This is a genomic window from Pontibacter litorisediminis, assembly GCF_029360645.1.
GTDB classification, from domain to species: domain Bacteria; phylum Bacteroidota; class Bacteroidia; order Cytophagales; family Hymenobacteraceae; genus Pontibacter; species Pontibacter litorisediminis.
Window position 1 is genome coordinate 1,312,691 of sequence record NZ_JARDUA010000001.1, and the last position, 15,611, is coordinate 1,328,301.

General features: G+C 47.1%; 20 protein-coding genes. 15 read left to right on the top strand and 5 right to left on the bottom strand.

Annotated features, from left to right (window positions below; all coding sequences use genetic code 11):
* Positions 1-86: 86 nt before the first annotated feature.
* From PXG97_RS05505 to PXG97_RS05520, 4 genes are read left to right on the top strand one after another with little or no spacing between them, the layout of a single operon-like run.
* Positions 87-695, top strand: coding sequence for a hypothetical protein (locus tag PXG97_RS05505; RefSeq protein ID WP_276496714.1), 609 nt, complete (start codon positions 87-89; stop codon positions 693-695).
* Positions 692-1,972: a DNA modification methylase gene (locus PXG97_RS05510; protein ID WP_276496715.1), complete on the top strand. Its 1,281-nt coding sequence runs from the start codon at positions 692-694 to the stop codon at positions 1,970-1,972. Before PXG97_RS05505 ends, PXG97_RS05510 begins: the two co-directional genes overlap by 4 nt.
* Complete coding sequence (locus PXG97_RS05515; RefSeq protein WP_276496716.1) at positions 1,935-2,603, top strand: hypothetical protein; 669 nt, start codon at positions 1,935-1,937, stop codon at positions 2,601-2,603. The genes PXG97_RS05510 and PXG97_RS05515 overlap by 38 nt, the downstream gene beginning before the upstream one ends.
* Positions 2,593-4,242, top strand: coding sequence for a hypothetical protein (locus PXG97_RS05520; protein WP_276496717.1), 1,650 nt, complete (start codon positions 2,593-2,595; stop codon positions 4,240-4,242). Before PXG97_RS05515 ends, PXG97_RS05520 begins: the two co-directional genes overlap by 11 nt.
* Before the next feature lie 302 nt (positions 4,243-4,544).
* Here PXG97_RS05520 and PXG97_RS05525 read toward each other — a convergent pair whose 3' ends face one another.
* A complete protein-coding gene (locus PXG97_RS05525) occupies positions 4,545-4,850 on the bottom strand; it encodes a hypothetical protein (RefSeq protein WP_276496718.1) in 306 nt (101 codons plus the stop codon).
* A gap of 23 nt (positions 4,851-4,873) precedes the next feature.
* Positions 4,874-6,163 (bottom strand): radical SAM protein, encoded by a 1,290-nt coding sequence (locus tag PXG97_RS05530; RefSeq protein WP_276496719.1) that lies wholly within the window; start codon positions 6,161-6,163, stop codon positions 4,874-4,876.
* Between the two features lie 133 nt (positions 6,164-6,296).
* Here PXG97_RS05530 and PXG97_RS05535 point away from each other — a divergent pair, with 133 nt between their 5' ends.
* From PXG97_RS05535 to PXG97_RS05575, 9 genes are all read left to right on the top strand, one after another.
* Positions 6,297-6,647, top strand: a complete 351-nt coding sequence (locus PXG97_RS05535; protein WP_276496720.1) for a hypothetical protein — start codon at positions 6,297-6,299, stop codon at positions 6,645-6,647.
* Positions 6,647-8,008 (top strand): HU family DNA-binding protein, encoded by a 1,362-nt coding sequence (locus PXG97_RS05540; protein ID WP_276496721.1) that lies wholly within the window; start codon positions 6,647-6,649, stop codon positions 8,006-8,008. The genes PXG97_RS05535 and PXG97_RS05540 overlap by 1 nt, the downstream gene beginning before the upstream one ends.
* A gap of 3 nt (positions 8,009-8,011) precedes the next feature.
* Positions 8,012-8,242 (top strand): DUF2158 domain-containing protein, encoded by a 231-nt coding sequence (locus tag PXG97_RS05545; protein ID WP_276496722.1) that lies wholly within the window; start codon positions 8,012-8,014, stop codon positions 8,240-8,242.
* Positions 8,223-9,227 (top strand): DUF6712 family protein, encoded by a 1,005-nt coding sequence (locus tag PXG97_RS05550; RefSeq protein WP_276496723.1) that lies wholly within the window; start codon positions 8,223-8,225, stop codon positions 9,225-9,227. The genes PXG97_RS05545 and PXG97_RS05550 overlap by 20 nt, the downstream gene beginning before the upstream one ends.
* Positions 9,228-9,239: 12 nt before the next feature.
* Positions 9,240-9,563, top strand: coding sequence for a hypothetical protein (locus tag PXG97_RS05555; protein WP_276496724.1), 324 nt, complete (start codon positions 9,240-9,242; stop codon positions 9,561-9,563).
* Complete coding sequence (locus tag PXG97_RS05560; RefSeq protein WP_276496725.1) at positions 9,550-9,909, top strand: hypothetical protein; 360 nt, start codon at positions 9,550-9,552, stop codon at positions 9,907-9,909. Before PXG97_RS05555 ends, PXG97_RS05560 begins: the two co-directional genes overlap by 14 nt.
* A 17-nt stretch (positions 9,910-9,926) precedes the next feature.
* Positions 9,927-10,373, top strand: a complete 447-nt coding sequence (locus tag PXG97_RS05565; RefSeq protein ID WP_276496726.1) for a CHAP domain-containing protein — start codon at positions 9,927-9,929, stop codon at positions 10,371-10,373.
* Entirely contained in the window at positions 10,345-10,767 is a 423-nt protein-coding gene (locus PXG97_RS05570; protein ID WP_276496727.1) for a hypothetical protein, read from the top strand. The genes PXG97_RS05565 and PXG97_RS05570 overlap by 29 nt, the downstream gene beginning before the upstream one ends.
* A gap of 71 nt (positions 10,768-10,838) precedes the next feature.
* On the top strand, positions 10,839-12,506 hold the full coding sequence (locus PXG97_RS05575) for an ATP-dependent nuclease (protein WP_276496728.1): 1,668 nt from the start codon (positions 10,839-10,841) through the stop codon (positions 12,504-12,506).
* 57 nt (positions 12,507-12,563) lie between these two features.
* On the opposite strand, the gene PXG97_RS05580 is transcribed toward PXG97_RS05575, so the two are convergent.
* Both PXG97_RS05580 and PXG97_RS05585 read right to left on the bottom strand, forming a co-directional pair.
* A complete protein-coding gene (locus PXG97_RS05580; RefSeq protein WP_276496729.1) occupies positions 12,564-13,565 on the bottom strand; it encodes a hypothetical protein in 1,002 nt (333 codons plus the stop codon).
* A gap of 50 nt (positions 13,566-13,615) precedes the next feature.
* A complete protein-coding gene (locus PXG97_RS05585) occupies positions 13,616-13,789 on the bottom strand; it encodes a hypothetical protein (protein WP_276496730.1) in 174 nt (57 codons plus the stop codon).
* 291 nt (positions 13,790-14,080) lie between these two features.
* Here PXG97_RS05585 and PXG97_RS05590 point away from each other — a divergent pair, with 291 nt between their 5' ends.
* Together PXG97_RS05590 and PXG97_RS05595 are read left to right on the top strand one after the other, a co-directional pair.
* Positions 14,081-14,353 (top strand): hypothetical protein, encoded by a 273-nt coding sequence (locus tag PXG97_RS05590; protein WP_276496731.1) that lies wholly within the window; start codon positions 14,081-14,083, stop codon positions 14,351-14,353.
* Between the two features lie 2 nt (positions 14,354-14,355).
* A complete protein-coding gene (locus PXG97_RS05595; protein WP_276496732.1) occupies positions 14,356-14,634 on the top strand; it encodes a hypothetical protein in 279 nt (92 codons plus the stop codon).
* A gap of 60 nt (positions 14,635-14,694) precedes the next feature.
* On the opposite strand, the gene PXG97_RS05600 is transcribed toward PXG97_RS05595, so the two are convergent.
* Complete coding sequence (locus PXG97_RS05600) at positions 14,695-15,603, bottom strand: DUF4062 domain-containing protein (RefSeq protein ID WP_276496733.1); 909 nt, start codon at positions 15,601-15,603, stop codon at positions 14,695-14,697.
* Between the last annotated feature and the right edge of the window lie 8 nt (positions 15,604-15,611).

Sequence of the window (15,611 nt, forward strand, 5' to 3'; positions counted from 1 at the left end):
TTCTGTTGTATAACTAATGCCCCGACCCTTGGCCGGGGCTTTTTTGTGTCTTTTCAGGCCTGCAGCTGTGCTCATACTTTTGGAGCATGCAGGAAATCAGACTATGGCTTGCCTCCGGAAAAGACTACGCCACCGGCGTTGCCCTTTATGCCAAGTACGGCAGCAGTGAGGTGCGGAAGCGCATGTTTGCCAGCGGCTACTCCAGCTTTAACCAGGAGAAACTACTCAACTCTTTAGAAGAGCTTTTACAAAGCGCTGCTCCGGAGCCAGAAGCAACCCCGGCTCCACACACAAAAGCAAAGCCTACTGCAAAGCATCATGATCACCCGCACTTCCTGCAGCTGATGAAACAGCGTGAGGCGCTGCTGGATGAAAGGACACTGGCCCACGCCAGGCTCAACACGGTAAAGACAGATACCGAGCGCCTGGAGCTGGCCCTACGCATTCTGGACCTAGTACCACAGATCAAAAAGCTGAACCACATTCGCCAGCATTTCTTGCAACACGGCTCACTTCCGGAGGAGGCACAGGCTGCATCTCCACTCGACGAAAGCGATAAATCAGCTCTGATACAGCACCGCAACAACCTCCGGTCTACCCGCTCCAAACTCAAAAAGAAGCCAGATAAAACCAAAGAGCTGGCCACTATCGAGCAGGAAATCCAACGACTTACTACCCTTATTAATACTTTATGACAACTGAAAACGTGCACCTGGAGTGGATCACGGTGCAGCGCAAGGTCAGCGACCTGGTGCCCTACGAGCACAACCCCCGCATCCTTACTGAAGAGAAAAAGCTGAAGCTTCAGGCCAGCCTGGAGAAGTTTAACCTGGTGGAGATACCAGTAATCAACCAGGACAATACGCTCATCGCCGGCCATCAGCGCCTCAAGATTATGGTACTGCTGGGCCGTGGAGAGGAGATCATCGATGTGCGTTACCCCAACCGCATGCTCACAGAGATGGAGCTGAAGGAGTATAACGTGACTTCCAACATCTCTGTCGGCATGTGGGATGTCGATATTCTGGAGACAGTTTTCAGTGATATTGACCTTGGCTCTCTGGGACTCAACATTGAGGAGCTGAAAGTGCCGGATGCACTTCTAAAGGAGCTGCACCCGGAGGAAGAGAATGAGTTTAACCCCGAGCCGCCGAAGGAGCCGATCTCCGTGCTGGGCGATGTGTACGAGTTGGAGAGTCCGTCTAAGCGCCTGAAGCACGTGATCGTCTGCGGATCCTCGCTCGACTCAGAAGTGGTGGCTAAGGCACTGCAGGGAGAGCTGGCCGCTGCCGTGATCACTGACCCGCCTTACAACGTGAACTACGAGGGCGGCACCAAAGACAAACTCAAGATTGAGAACGACAGCATGCCCGATGCTGATTTCTACCAGTTCCTTTACGACTTCTACACCAACTGCTACGCCTACATGGAGGCCGGCTCTCCTATCTATGTGTTCCATGCCGACTCGGAAGGAGCCAACTTCCGCCAAGCACTCAAAGATGCAGGGATAAAACTCTCACAGTGCCTGGTGTGGGTGAAGCAATCCATTGTGATGGGCCGCCAGGATTACCATTGGCAGCATGAGCCTATTCTCTACGGCTGGAAAGAAGGCGCCGCACACAAGTGGTACGGCGACCGCAAGCAGAGCACAGTGCTGGAGTTCAACAGGCCCAGCCGCAACGCCGACCACCCAACCATGAAGCCGGTGGAGATTCTGTGCTACCTACTGGAGATGAGCACCCAGCGCCGCGACATTGTGTTCGACGGTTTCCTGGGCTCTGGCTCTCAGCTCATCGCCTGTGAGCAGCTGCAGCGCCAATGCCGTGGCACCGAGTTAGACCCAAAGTATGTGGACGTGGAGGTGCGCCGCTTCATCCAGTACATGCGCGACAACAACCTTCCTTTCTCAGTTAAACGCAACGGCACCCTGCTGCATGAGCAAGAACTTAATCAAATCTGTAACCAGGACTAAAGTGGAGAAGGGCAAGGATACGCTCCTGGACCGACTCTACGACTCCTACTTGGATGAGGAGGCTGAAGATAGCCTATCTGAGACGGACAAAAAGAAGCGCTCTATTATTGAGGCCGCCTGGTCACTGCTGGTAAATTACCACTCCTTCGAGCAATCGCTCCCTTTGCTGATGAGCCGGTTCGAGATCAGCAGGGCCACGGCGTACCGCATGCTCAACAATGCCACTAAGCTCTTCGGGGACGTGACGCAGACCAACAAACAGGGCCTGCGCCACATCCTCTATGAGTACTCCATGAAGGTCTTCCAGCTGGCGGCCACCCAGAAGCCACCGGACCTGAAGCAGATGAACACAGCCATCAAGAACATGGCCATGCTCAAGGGTTTGCATGCCGATGACACTTCCGCTTTCGACGCAGAGCTGCTGCAGGCGCATACCTACCTCATCCAAATATCAGCTGGAGAAGGGAAAGCACCGCTCACGCTCGACACCGCCAAAATTGCCTCCCTTCCGGAGCACGAGTACGTGGAGGTGGTAGATGCCGTGGAGTCCATGGGGCTTGGGGATGAATCAATCGATAACATCCTGGACAATGTGATCGATGAGCCGGAGGAAGAAGGCGATGAAGAGTAAAAAGCCAAGTTTCAAGCAGCTGAAGTTTAACCGGCCTCAGCTGCGCTTCATTGTTTCCAAAATCGCCTCGGCCATTTCGCTCTGGGGCCGTGCCACTGGTAAATCCTCTTTGATAGCCTGGTTGATCCACCTGATCGTACAGACCATGCCCCGGAGTAAGTGGGTATTGGTGGGCAGTACTTACAAGCAGATCCTGGCGGTAACATTACCGTCTACTATCGCCTCGCTTGAGCGGATTGGCTACATCAAAGACAAGCACTACTTTGTGGGCAGAAAGCCACCAGCTAAGTATAGATGGCCTCTCCCCTACGAGCCGCCGCTAGATGACCAATACGCCATCTACTTCTACACCGGTGCCTGCATTCAGCTGGTGACGCAGGATGCCAACGGCTCCTCTGCTCGTGGTAACAACCTGGACGGCATCATCTGCGACGAGAGCCTGCTGCTAAACAAAGAGCGCTTTGATAAGGAGGTTTCTGCCGGTAACCGAGGCAACCGCCGTTACTTCGGGAAAAATCCCCTGCACCACGGGGTTTTTCACTTTAGCTCCATGCCTTATGGCGACCAGGGCCGCTGGCTGATTGAGGCCGGCGATTATATCTTGGATAAGTATGACCTGCTCTCCCTGCAGAAGGAAATCACGGACCTGCAGCTCAAGTTTATCGACAGCCGCGACCGCGACTTCAGAAAGCGTGCCTGGGCAGACATGCAGGAGATCAGCAAGCTAATTCGCTTTACTCCGGACGAGAAAGGACTTCTTTATTCAGAAGCCAATGCCTTTGATAACATTGTGAACCTTGGTCTGAAGTACCTGGAGCAACAGCGCCTGGAGCTGACGGATTTTGTGTTTCTGACAGAAGTACTCAACCGCAGGCCTGGCACCGTTGAGGAAGGCTTTTATCCGATGCTGGATATGAAGCGCCACGCCCTGGACCGCAACAACAACGACTATTTGATTGGTCTGGACTTTAACCTGCGGAAGCTGCAGCAGAAAAACTGCCTGATGGATAGCGACTGTGTAGCCACCGAACCCATACGCGGAGCGGTGGACTGGGGCAGCAAGATATCGGTGCTCTCCACGGCACAGCACCTACCCGGTGAGTACCGCTTCCTGAAAGGGTTATATGTGAAGCACCCCAAGCTGATCAATGATTTGGCCGACCAGTTCATCGAATACTATGAGCCGCACCTGAAGAAGGAGTTCTTCTTTATTCAAGACTCCGAGTGGGGTAACGCCCGTAGGCCAGACTCTGACATGACTTATAACGAGCAGTTCGCTGAGCGCCTGCGCAAGGCCGGGTGGAGCGTGAAGATCGTGAACATGGGGCGGGTACCACCGCACCAGACCAGATACCACCTGGCCCACGAGTTCCTTGGTGAGAAAGACTCGAGGCTGCCGGCGATTAGGTTCAACAAAGATAACTGCAAAGATATCCTAACGGCCATGAGTCTGGCGCCTGTGAAGCAGGGCCGCGATGGTCAGATCATGAAGGACAAGAGCAGTGAGAAGAAGCTCACGGTACCAGGGCAGGAAGCAACACACTTCACCGACACCGTGGACCTGCACTTCCTTTCTATCGACAAGCACATCCTCCACATCCAGCCGGACTTCTCAGACTTCATGCTGATGTCTGCCTGAGCCAGCCTACGCCGCAAACGAAAGCCGCAGCCCTACCAGCTGCGGCTTTTTCATTTCCATTCATATATCGCCGAGGACGCTCGTGGCAATTGCCAAAACTCAACAGTGCGCCGTCGGGGTGAGCAGTTAGATTTTGAGATTTTAAAGTATAAACAAGGACATAAAAAAACGCTATACTAGCTGAAAACAGAAATTTTAAGGATTAGCTTTGAGATTAAAAGGTATATCTACTTCTAGAGGTTATCCTGAAGCAGCTTTCTTAAATCTAAACAATGTTTGAAAAAGTGGGCGCAGATAAAATTCTATAGACTGCTTGAAATGTTATTTAGCCGATCCTTAATTGCTGATCTCAGTTCATTAAACTGTACTGAACCTATTTGATTCAATTCTTCACTCTTAATATCAAGATAACCATAAGCATCTATCACTCCTAAATCCTCTGGACTTGCACTACATGAAGCACCGCAACACCCCTTACCACAACCAGCACCACAATTGCCGCTAGCTGCTTGTTCATTAAACTTCACAAGAAAAGCCTCAAGGTGATTAACAGGAATTTCCTTTGTTATTGCTTCTGCAACTCGGTCTATTTTTTCAAAGTCTGGCATAACGATAATTTTAAAGTATAACATTAATTTAATTCTACTAACCCTAATAATGCTCCTGCCACAACTGCTTCATGTATTTGATAGTCTGCATCTTTACCATATTCACCCATTGCTAAATTATCTGCTGCTGCACATCCACTTATTAGGCTGTCAAACCAAACTTTACCTTTAGTTCCAAAGTCACCATTAGTCATCTGTGATTTGTAATCGTAAAATATTTTATTTGCACTATTATTCGGCCAATCACTTCCTAAAAGGTTTCCCAACATTTTGTCTTTATTACTCATGCTCATGAAACATGGATATGCATTTCCTTTACTATCAATTGAAAGTTGGGAGGTATAGGCAGGGCAATAGCCCGAAGAACCTTTTTTAGTAGAAATTTTCTGGATTATATCTAAAGTAGATTCTAACACACCTCCTTCATTTCTTATAACCCTTCCTGAAGAAATTAATGATGCCTCAAAGAAATCTTTGGAAGCTAACTCAACGTTAGGTCTATAGTCACCCCAAAGTGAAAAGGACGCAGGTGCTAAGTGTACAGTATAGATATTGAATTCTGAGTAAATAGAGTTGATAACATCAAGGGGCGTGATTCCTTGACCTTGATGAACTATTGTATAAGTAGCTTCAATAGAAACTGAAAAACCGTTGGCTTTTGTAACCGCTATTCCATTCTTTAGCTCTTGATATGTAGTGGATTTACTACTTTTATTATGCTTGGGGCGTAAATAATCTGTTATCTCTTTAGGTCCATCACAACTAACAGTTATATGTATTTTGAATTCACGAATGATGTCTTGAACTTCCGGTTTCATAAGAAGAGTTCCATTTGTAACTACTGAAAATTCCGGGAGCTTCATAATCATACCGCTAGTATACATTTCTACAAACAACTGACAAGTCAGTTTAATTTTATCTAAGGCTAATAGTGGCTCACCACCAAAAAACTGAATTCTATCGATAGAATAATAGTATTTTGACAACTCTAAGATCATATCCATATAACTCTCCCTTTCCAACCTTCCCATACTATTGCCATACTTACCATATTCTGCATAGCAATACTTGCATTTAAGATTACAAGTATCAATTACATTTATTGTTAAGCGTCCTAGTCGTTTTCTTTTTGAGTTATCAGGGAAAGGAGAATCAGATAGATTTCCTAAAATAGAAGGGAGTTGATTTGTTACACCTTCCCATTTTTTTTCATTTTTAAATAAAGACAATGTGTTATTATCATAGTAAACACTTTTGTGTTTATTACTTATCTTATATAAAGACGAACCTATGTTAGTGACAGAATATGACATTAAAAATTACCTTTAAATTATATTAATGCATACAACAATACATCATTAAAAGATAATACGATATAAATATAATACAGTTATAAATATTTCCTGTCTTTTCATCCCACCGATTCCTTCCTGAAATTCGCTGCTGATGAGCAAGCAGATTATCAGGTTAAAAGAAGCGCTGGAGCTGATGGAAAACGCCACCGAGCCTTTCTCTATCCGCTATGTGGCGTGCAACAAAAAGAAGCAGACCGGCGGCTATTGGGTAAGTATAGACCGCTGCTTTGTCACCGGCGATCAACCAAAGAAAAGAAAAGCAACTCCCGCTAAAGCCAGCACCTCCCCTCCCCCCACGGCCTCCAGAAATCCGCACCACTTCGAGAACTACACCCGCAACCTGAAGGTCGTGCCGGAGGGGCACAGCAAGCCCAGCGGGCAGATCCGCAAGTGCAGCATCTGGCTCATCAAGGAAGTCAATGGAATGGAAGTGATTATCTGATGAGAGCAGTCGTAAACGAGGAGGGCACCTTCGGCTATATGAGCAGCGGTGCCGGCGCTATTGTAAAACTCAACCTGCCACGGACCGCAGCCAGCACAGTTGGTATAGGTAAAGGAGCTGAGGCACCAGGAGCTGTGGCCACCACGCCCGTGGTAAAAGCCATGGGCGAAGAAGTGGCGCTGTGGGGGGAAGATAACCTGTTCCCGCAAAACGTAATGAAGGACGTGGAGCGAAGCGAGGTGCTCTCCGACACCCTGAGCTGGAAAGCCCGCGCCTGGTACGGTTCCGGCGTGATCTACGGCTACGTGGAGCTGGACGAGCAGGGCAACGAGGTCTTCATCCGGAAACAGGATCTGGAGGTGGAGGCTTTCTTCCGCCGCTCCAACGTGAACCGCTATGCCTTGGAGGCGCTCACCGACATCTCCTTTTTCGCCAATGCTTTTCCGGAGCTTATACTGAGCAAGAACCGCCAGAAGGTGGTGATGCTCACGGCGCAGGATGCCGTATTCTGCCGCTTCTCCAAGCCCAAGACGGACGGGGTTATCAACTACTGCTACATCAACGCCAACTGGGACAACGGCGGCAGCACCTCTGATGCCTACACCACCCGCGTTCCGGTGATTGACCCGTACTTCGATCCGGTGGAGAGCCTGAAGGGCCGCACCGATGCCTTCAAGTACATCTACCCCATCAACGTGCCCTCGCCGGGCAAGGCCGAGTACCAGCTGGCTAGCTGGAATGCCGTGCGCAAAACTGGCTGGCTCGATGTAGCCAGGGCCATTCCGGAGTTCAAGAAAAAGCTGTTTAGAAACCAGCTGTCGGTGAAATACCTGATCGAGGTGCACCATGCCTACTGGACCTGGAAGTACGGCGACTGGGATGCCAAGAAGCCGGAGGAACGCCGACGCATCATCAGCGATGAGCTGGATGCCTTCAATGCCGTGATGACCGGCACTGACGGAGCCGGCAAGTCCATCATCGCCACCACCGTGCGCAACCCGCAGACCGGCGAGGATATCCAGGCCTTCAAGGTAACGGCTATTGATGACAAGCTGAAGGACGGCATCTATATTGAGGACTCTCAGGAGTCGGCCTCCTACATCTACACAGCGGTGGGCGTGGCCCCTACATTGCGCGGCGTGAGCCCCGGCAAAGGCATGGGTGCCGGATCCGGATCAGACGCGCGGGTGGCTTTCAACAACTTTGTCTCCACTTCCCGCTTTGAGCAGGATCTGGTGCTGGAGCCCCTCTACCTCATCCGCGACTACAACGGCTGGGACCCGAGGCTGCAGTTCCGTTTCCAGAACCCGCTCATCATGACGCTGGACAAAGGCAAGCAAGTGCAACAGGAAAGCTCCTAAACCATGCAGCACACCCTCAACATCGGCGACTCAGTTTGCCTCAAGTCCAGCGCCGGCTGCCGCATGACGGTGGCGCGGGTGGCAAACGCTCAGAACACCGACCTGCTCCGGCCGCTGCAGGCCGAGTGCCTCTGGTTCGATGGCAGAGGCCAGTCGCACCTGAGCCGCTTTCCGGTGGCCATGCTCACTTCTACACAACCGAACACCCTAGCCAATGCCCCTGATAAAGACTGATGAGGATTTCCGCCGCTGTGTGCGCGTGGGCAAATCTAACTTTTCGCTGGAGAACGTGATGCCGGACATCCTGCTGGTGGAGCGTGACGTGATCAAAAAGCATCTCGGTGCCGAATTATACTTAGAACTGCACGACGGCTACACCGACGGCACCCTGAACGAAAAGCAAACCGAGCTGCTGCGCCTGGTGCAGTACGCACTGGGCAACCTGGCCATGGTCAGCTACATGGCCGTGAACCAGGTGCAGATCTCAGACGGCGGCATCACCAAATCCTCGGCCTCGGCTTACCGCTACCAGGTGCGCGAACTTAAGCTGAATCTCATCACCAAAGGCTATAACGGGCTGGAGTCGGTGCTGGAGTTTCTGGAGGAGCACAAAAACGACGAGAATTTTGCAAAATGGGCCACTTCTTCCGCCGTAGTTGTCTCGCGCGAAAACTTCATCAATTCAGCCCGAGAGTTCAGCCGCGAGTACAACATCAACAACTCCCGCCTCACTTATCTGTCCCTGCAGAGCATCATCCGGAAGGTGGAGCCTTTCATGCTGGAGCCGGTGTTGGGCACGGCACTGTTTGAGGAACTGAAAGAGCAGATCCTGAGAGGCGAGGTAAGCGAGGAGAACCAGGTGCTGCTGCGCCGCTTCATCCGGCCGGCGGTGGCACACTTCACGGTGGCCAAGGCACTGCCCGAGCGCAGCTTCCGCTTCTCCGGTGACACCATCACCCTGAACCTGGAGGAGCTGCTCGACGACAGCAGCCAGGGAGCCGCCACCGACAACGACGCACTGCTGCTCCGCAAGATAGAGCAGGCCTATACCGACGGCACCACTTTCCTGGGTAAGCTGCGCGACTACCTCAACCAGCACGCCTCCGCCGACAAGTATAGCGCCTACTTCAACAGCGAGTTGTACGCGCCACCCACCACAGAGGCTGAGCCGGTGGTGTACCGCAACAGGCCCGACACAAACCTTTTCGCATTCATCTAAACGCTGCACCACATGACCATCGAGTACACCATCCCCATCTGGGGCGTGATCGTTTTCACGTTTCCACTGCTGCTTGCCCTCACCGGCGGCGCCATCCGGCTCATCTACAAACAGAAGGCCCACGACGAGAGTATTAAGACGCTCGGCACCCGCTACGACCGGGCTATGCAGCGCATCGACGAACTGGAGGAGGACATGGAGGGCCGCCAGAACCAGCTGTACCAGGAAATGAGGAGCCTGGACCAGAAAGTTGGTGATCAACGCCTGCTGCTCGAGAAGATCCTCACCACGCTAGAATTTCTTAAACCTAAATCCAAAGTACATGAGAGTAATTAAGTACCTCTTGCGCCTGATCGGGCGCTGGCCAGACATCCTGGGGCTGCCGCTGGCCATTATCCTGTTCATTCTGTCAGCCCCGCTACTGCGCTGGCTCGACCCCACCTCAGCCGTGTTCGACTTGGGCATCCTGCAGAAGCTGGCCCTGGGCGGCATCGCCATGCTCATGCTCAACGCCGCCGTGTTCCTGGGCATCAAGTTCAACTTCCCGAAGGTGTATGCCTACTACAAAGATGTTTTACCCCTCGACTTTTTCAAGATAACGCCATGCCAAAGACTCTACTTCTTTCTATCGCTTTATGCCTTGCTCTTTGTAGCAGGGGCGCTGCTGGTCAGCCTGATCTAAGGGAGCAAGTCGCCCAAGTGTACAACAGCCAGCTGGGCGTGAACGAGCGCGGCGGCAACAACCGTGGACCGGAGGTAAAGCTGTACTTGGCCTCAGTGAACCTGGGCGAGGGCTACGCCTGGTGCGGCGCCTTCGCCAACTGGGTAATGCAACAGTGCGGGCAGCCAGCACCGACAGCTGCTGCCATGGCCATGGCCTGGTTCCCCAGGAGCCATACCGTCTGGCGGCGCGACCAGCCCCCGAAACACACCCCGCAACGCGCCGACCTCTTCGGGCTATACTATGCTAGCCTTAGGCGCATCGGGCACGTGGGGTTTATCGACAATTGGGATGCGGCCAGTGGCTACGCCATCACCGTGGAGGGCAACACCAACGAGGCCGGCAGCCGCGAGGGCGACGGCGTGTACAGGAAAAGACGCTTAATAAGACAAATCTATGCGGTATCTGATTGGGTTACTCCTTAGCCTAGCGCTATTGGCGGGCTGCAACGTGTTTAAGCCGAGGCAGGAGGCAAAGCTGCTGCCCCTCGACAGCCTCTCGGCCATGCCCTACGATACCACACTTGTACTTGGGGAGAGAGTTTCGGTTCGCCGACTCTCCCCTACTCAGGTGCTGCTCAGCCAGCCCCGCCAGCGGCAGGGCAAAACCAAGTATAAAAACGTGGGCAACACCGAGCTGAAGCAGAAGGATGTCGGTAATGTGGCCATCGGCAAGAAGGCCGGCCAGCAGCAGGATATGGGAAATGCGGAGATAAAGGATGTTGGAAACGTGGAACAGAAAAGCCAGAGCTATTGGTTTATAGCACCTGTCATTTTACTGATAATTATACTTTTTGTATTAGCTTTCAAGTTTCTATAATTTAACTCAAAATTGCTTTATTTGATTATCAGCATTTAAGCTAAATTATAGGATAATTAAGAAAGTTATATATGAACCTAAAGAAGTTTGGAATCAAAAACTACAGGAGTTTTGATGCTGATGGCGTTACTCTTACTAGTCTTAAGAAGGTAAATGTCATTATAGGTAAGAATAATTGCGGTAAATCTAATTTCTTAAGATTCATTAAGACGCTCAATGAGAATCTTAGTACTCTCAATAAATTTCCTGATGATATTAACAATCAGCACAGGAGAAATGGAAAGTCTGCATCAATTGTAATTGAGAAAGTCGGCAAAGATCTAATCTATCAAGAAAAGCGCTATCAGAATTACGACAGAGGTAACCTAAAGGACTTTGTTGAGGGTAACCATAAACTTGTTTACAACATAAAGGACGGAGCTATAACTAACATACAAGAAACTTTTAGCGGTTTAACTCCTTCTGAACTGATCGCATTTCAGAACAAGTATTCAAGCGCTGATGCTCCTACATTGATAAATACCATCCAAGGCACTTTGGCATATAAGATTACAACTGATATAAAAAATGAGTTTAAATCAGTCATATATATCCCTCATCTCAGAATCATAAAAGAAGGCCATAAGTTCGGAGATTCAAACTCTTCGATTGATGGCTCAAACATTATATCTAAGATGTTTGAGATGCAGAATCCTAGAGTTGGAGAAGAGAGTAATAGAAATAAGTTCTTTAAAATTCAACAGTTTGTTCGTGAATTACTTAATGATGAAGAACTTGTAATAGAAATTCCTTATACAAAGGATGATATAATTATATCTCTGCATGACAATAGACTTCCTTTAGATCATTATGGTACAGGCATACATCAACTTGTTCTTCTTTGCAGCACCTTAGTAATTCATGAAAATTCAGTAGTGTGTATAGAGGAACCTGAAATTCACTTACACCCAGAACTGCAGCGCAAATTCTTATCCTTCCTACTTACTACTGATAATACCTATTTTATCACAACTCATTCTAATATTTTCTTAGAACATAATGATGATGTCTCTATATATCATGTTTCTTATGATGGGATAAAATCATCCGTTAATCACTGTAATACAACAGCTCAGTCTTATGAATTACTGGCAAATCTTGGTTACAAGGCTAGCGACCTTCTACACTCAAATGGGATTATATGGGTAGAAGGACCAAGTGACAGAACATTGATAAATAAATGGATATCTCTAGTAGATGATACCTTGATCGAAGGCATTCATTATTCGATCATGTACTATGGAGGTAGGCTCTTGTCAGCTCTAACATTTAGTTCTGATCATAACGCAGAAGAATTAGCAAAAGAACTAATACCACTACTTAGGATCAACAAAAACGCATACGTAGTAATTGATAGAGACGGGTTCAATTCTAAAGCATCATTAAATAGAACTAAAACTAGAATTTGTGAAGAGATTGGTCAAGGTAAGTTTTGGGTCACAAAAGGTAGAGAAATTGAGAACTACTTACATGATGATACAGTAAATAGTTGGTTACAGACAAGCACTTTTAACAATGATATAGACTTACAATTTGGGGAAAGCTTAAGAAAAGTAAACTCGAATATAAAGTATGAGAGGGACAAGAATGGCTATATAAGAAAATTAGAAGGCTATGTTAATGAAAACAGCTTAGATGTTTTAGATCTTAGAAAGCAGATCAAGGCTTTAGTAAGAGCTATACAGATCTGGAACACTTAATCAAAAACGTCTTATCACTTACAAATATCCAAAGACACTTTAAATGGTTACGAAAACTTAGACCTTATACTTAGAATCGAAAAAATTGAAGTGGCTTTTAAAAAAATGATCATGAAGCATGGGACTGGAAGTATTCATCTCTACTTCAAGTAAGAGTCGTTCCTTTTCAGATTTACTTAAAGAATTCCAAAAGCTAGGGGAAAAGAATGTATTCTCACAATTTGCTATTATCAGAGATGTAATAGCTCTTTCCAGCTCAAGATCTTCAAGTTGATCTAATTCATCAAGCAGATTTATTGCCTTAGCATCATCTGGGAATGCTGCAAGTACTACAAATGTTTTATTTACATCAGGTAACATTGTAACCATCAACTGAGAAAAAGGAACATTATAATCATTATGGTTATTCATGGGCTTATTCCTGTATGAAACCTTAGGTCCCATTTGTGAAGAAACTGCAAAGGGGTAAAGTCCTTCCTTTTCATATACCAGGTAGTTTAGTACTGAGTAATCTTCACTTTCAAGATAAATATCTAGTTGCTTTTTCCTTTCATTCAACTCGTTTAAAGATTGCTCTCCTCCCTTCTTCATAGTTTCTACTAATTTAGGAGGCAATATCTTTACAAACTCTGAATCAGGGTTATTATAAACTTTAACTTCTTCATTTTTTCTGTGATAGGAATGTGCAAATGATCGATACGAATGTAAAAAAAGATGTTTATCGCTACCGTCAAATTGATTATTCTCAATATCACTAAAAAGCTTGCTATCATGATAATCACAGAAGCCAAAAAAAGTAGATGCTTCTTTCTTTCCTATTGGTTTTAAATCAGCAATTGGAGACTTTTCATTTGGAATACCACTAGTGAAGGTGTAAACACACATATTACCATTAACTTCACCTTCAATAATAGAAAGCCTTCCATTTCTTTGGACGCTGTGTGCCTGCTTTATAGCTCCATTACATTCCTCCTTCTTATGATGGAAACAGGTTTTGATCAGACCTACTTTTTTAAAATCTGACATCACTTTGTAAAATCTTTTTACCTTCTCGTCCATAGTATAACTAAGTTCTTTTTCCTCAAAACTTTCCCGGAAAAGCCGCAGCTCTACTTGCTGGGTTCTTTTGGGTCAGCTTTTCCTTTAAGCAATGCTTCTTCCAAAACATCACTGGCAATTTCTATTAGTGTAGTTCTAGGCTCCTTCTTTACTTTTCTTTCAAGCTGAATCTTAAGTAGTTCAGCATGACTCTCGTCTGAAATTTGTATCTGCAACTTCTTCATGCTCAAAGATAATAATTAATAGTTATAAAAAATATATGCTATAACTATTGCTTATTAGTTATAATTAATAAACATTTGTAACTATTTATAACTAACAGTTATAAATACTTATATAGTAATAAAAAAAGCCCGGATGTTGGCGCATCCGGGCTAGCTCAACAAAATGAATTGTTAAACTAAAGGAACTGCAAGTTATGCAAATTGCTACTAAAAAGAAACTAGCCCCTGTTGGGGTATGGCACCTGCCTGCCAAGAAGTTAAACCTATCTTCCACTTCTAACCAGGTACGCCATGCAAAGCAATAGATCAGAGAACACGCCGCAGCTGGTGCTCAACCCGTTCAGCCAGCGCTACATCAACATACAGCCGCTGCTCAAGTACCTCAACGAGAAGCGCCGCGATAACCCAGCTCAGGTAGAGGAAAAGATAGAGGCTACCATCCGCTTCGTCTCCCTCAACTTCGATAGCCACGAAGCAGACAGCCTGGAACTCAAGAACACCCTCGGCTTCCTGTTCGAGATAAAGGATGTGTTCGGCAAGTTGGCAGAGTATAAAGCTGAATAGCCATGAGCATCTCCAGCAGAACTGTGGAGGGCCAGCAAGAGCTGGTCATCCGCAACCAACCCGAGATCACGGAGGCAATCCTCGGCGCACTCATTGAGTTTGTTACTCAGGTGCCGGACGTCTCCGAGCTACAGCAGCTCCTCCACCACATGGAAGCCACCTGCAAGCTCCACGCCACCCCCGACTTCACCCTCTGGGAGCAGGACCAGGAGCAGCTCCTCTACCTGCACGAGTTTCTGAAGAAGATAAGGTTCGGGCAGAGTGGGGATAGTACAGGGTAGAAGTAAATCGGCCCAAGCTGATTGCTTGGGCCGATTTGATTTTTAAAAATGCTATTAGTACTACTGATTGATTTCAGAAACATTGTAGAGTGCCTTCAAATAGAAATTATGTCCATCTTCAGTAAATTTATAGTAGTACCCTACCATGCCTCTTATTTCCTGCATTACAAGCTTAAACTGTATCAACAAATGAAGAATTGAAGTTTCAACTTCTGAGGCTTTTCCCCAAACGCTAAACTCTGAACCATATTCTAACAGGAGATCAAATAGATTTCGATACCTCTCGTTAACTTTTACAGATTCCTTCTGCAATAATTTTTCCAGTTGAAGATAAGTTAAACCACAGTAGAGAGTATTTTGACTGCCAGAAGTATTAAGTTGATTTCTTAAATCAGAGTTCTCTTTAGTTAGTCTTGCAATTTCCTCAGCTAAGAAACCTGTATTTACTGATTCACTACCCCTTATCCAACCAACTAAATTTTTGCTATATAAAAATTCAGAAAGTGTCTCATGTATAGCTAATTTAATGTCTTTAGGATCATCCCAGAATTTAACCACACTACTTCCTAATACCTCCTCAATAAATTCTTTAAGTTCTTTTGGATAATCCTGCTCTAAGGCACCTCTTCCCAAAACTTCTACTTTCTGATCTAAAGCTGTATTGGTGATAACAACAGAGAAAGAAGGCTTCTTTGTTTTAAGCGCGTATTCATATTCTAAATGGGTATAGCTTTTCCCCGTCTTTCTCTCCACACTTCCATATCTACCTCCTAATATTAGAAGGTATACATCTGACTCATCAATCCACCTTTCAATTACAGTCATTTGTGATTCATCGCCAGCTGTAAACAGTTCCATACCAGCAGGTATATGACCAGAGGATAAAATTGCTTCAACAGCAGCCTGCCTTTCTTCTTTCAGATCTGTATAAGTAGAGGAAACAAAAACTTGCAGTTTTTTATCTTTCATTAATTCGT

Excerpts from the sequence above, each read along its gene's own strand:
- PXG97_RS05515 (WP_276496716.1), top strand. The coding sequence starts at position 1,935 with ATGAGCAAGAACTTAATCAAATCTGTAACCAGGACTAAAGTGGAGAAG.
- PXG97_RS05595 (WP_276496732.1), top strand. The coding sequence starts at position 14,356 with ATGAGCATCTCCAGCAGAACTGTGGAGGGCCAGCAAGAGCTGGTCATC.
- PXG97_RS05550 (WP_276496723.1), top strand. The coding sequence starts at position 8,223 with ATGCCCCTGATAAAGACTGATGAGGATTTCCGCCGCTGTGTGCGCGTG.
- PXG97_RS05545 (WP_276496722.1), top strand. The coding sequence starts at position 8,012 with ATGCAGCACACCCTCAACATCGGCGACTCAGTTTGCCTCAAGTCCAGC.
- PXG97_RS05575 (WP_276496728.1), top strand. The coding sequence starts at position 10,839 with ATGAACCTAAAGAAGTTTGGAATCAAAAACTACAGGAGTTTTGATGCT.
- PXG97_RS05585 (WP_276496730.1), bottom strand. The coding sequence starts at position 13,789 with ATGAAGAAGTTGCAGATACAAATTTCAGACGAGAGTCATGCTGAACTA.
- PXG97_RS05525 (WP_276496718.1), bottom strand. The coding sequence starts at position 4,850 with ATGCCAGACTTTGAAAAAATAGACCGAGTTGCAGAAGCAATAACAAAG.
- PXG97_RS05505 (WP_276496714.1), top strand. The coding sequence starts at position 87 with ATGCAGGAAATCAGACTATGGCTTGCCTCCGGAAAAGACTACGCCACC.
- PXG97_RS05540 (WP_276496721.1), top strand. The coding sequence starts at position 6,647 with ATGAGAGCAGTCGTAAACGAGGAGGGCACCTTCGGCTATATGAGCAGC.
- PXG97_RS05590 (WP_276496731.1), top strand. The coding sequence starts at position 14,081 with ATGCAAAGCAATAGATCAGAGAACACGCCGCAGCTGGTGCTCAACCCG.
- PXG97_RS05580 (WP_276496729.1), bottom strand. The coding sequence starts at position 13,565 with ATGGACGAGAAGGTAAAAAGATTTTACAAAGTGATGTCAGATTTTAAA.
- PXG97_RS05600 (WP_276496733.1), bottom strand. The coding sequence starts at position 15,603 with ATGAAAGATAAAAAACTGCAAGTTTTTGTTTCCTCTACTTATACAGAT.
- PXG97_RS05535 (WP_276496720.1), top strand. The coding sequence starts at position 6,297 with ATGAGCAAGCAGATTATCAGGTTAAAAGAAGCGCTGGAGCTGATGGAA.
- PXG97_RS05530 (WP_276496719.1), bottom strand. The coding sequence starts at position 6,163 with ATGTCATATTCTGTCACTAACATAGGTTCGTCTTTATATAAGATAAGT.
- PXG97_RS05520 (WP_276496717.1), top strand. The coding sequence starts at position 2,593 with ATGAAGAGTAAAAAGCCAAGTTTCAAGCAGCTGAAGTTTAACCGGCCT.
- PXG97_RS05570 (WP_276496727.1), top strand. The coding sequence starts at position 10,345 with ATGCGGTATCTGATTGGGTTACTCCTTAGCCTAGCGCTATTGGCGGGC.
- PXG97_RS05555 (WP_276496724.1), top strand. The coding sequence starts at position 9,240 with ATGACCATCGAGTACACCATCCCCATCTGGGGCGTGATCGTTTTCACG.
- PXG97_RS05560 (WP_276496725.1), top strand. The coding sequence starts at position 9,550 with ATGAGAGTAATTAAGTACCTCTTGCGCCTGATCGGGCGCTGGCCAGAC.
- PXG97_RS05510 (WP_276496715.1), top strand. The coding sequence starts at position 692 with ATGACAACTGAAAACGTGCACCTGGAGTGGATCACGGTGCAGCGCAAG.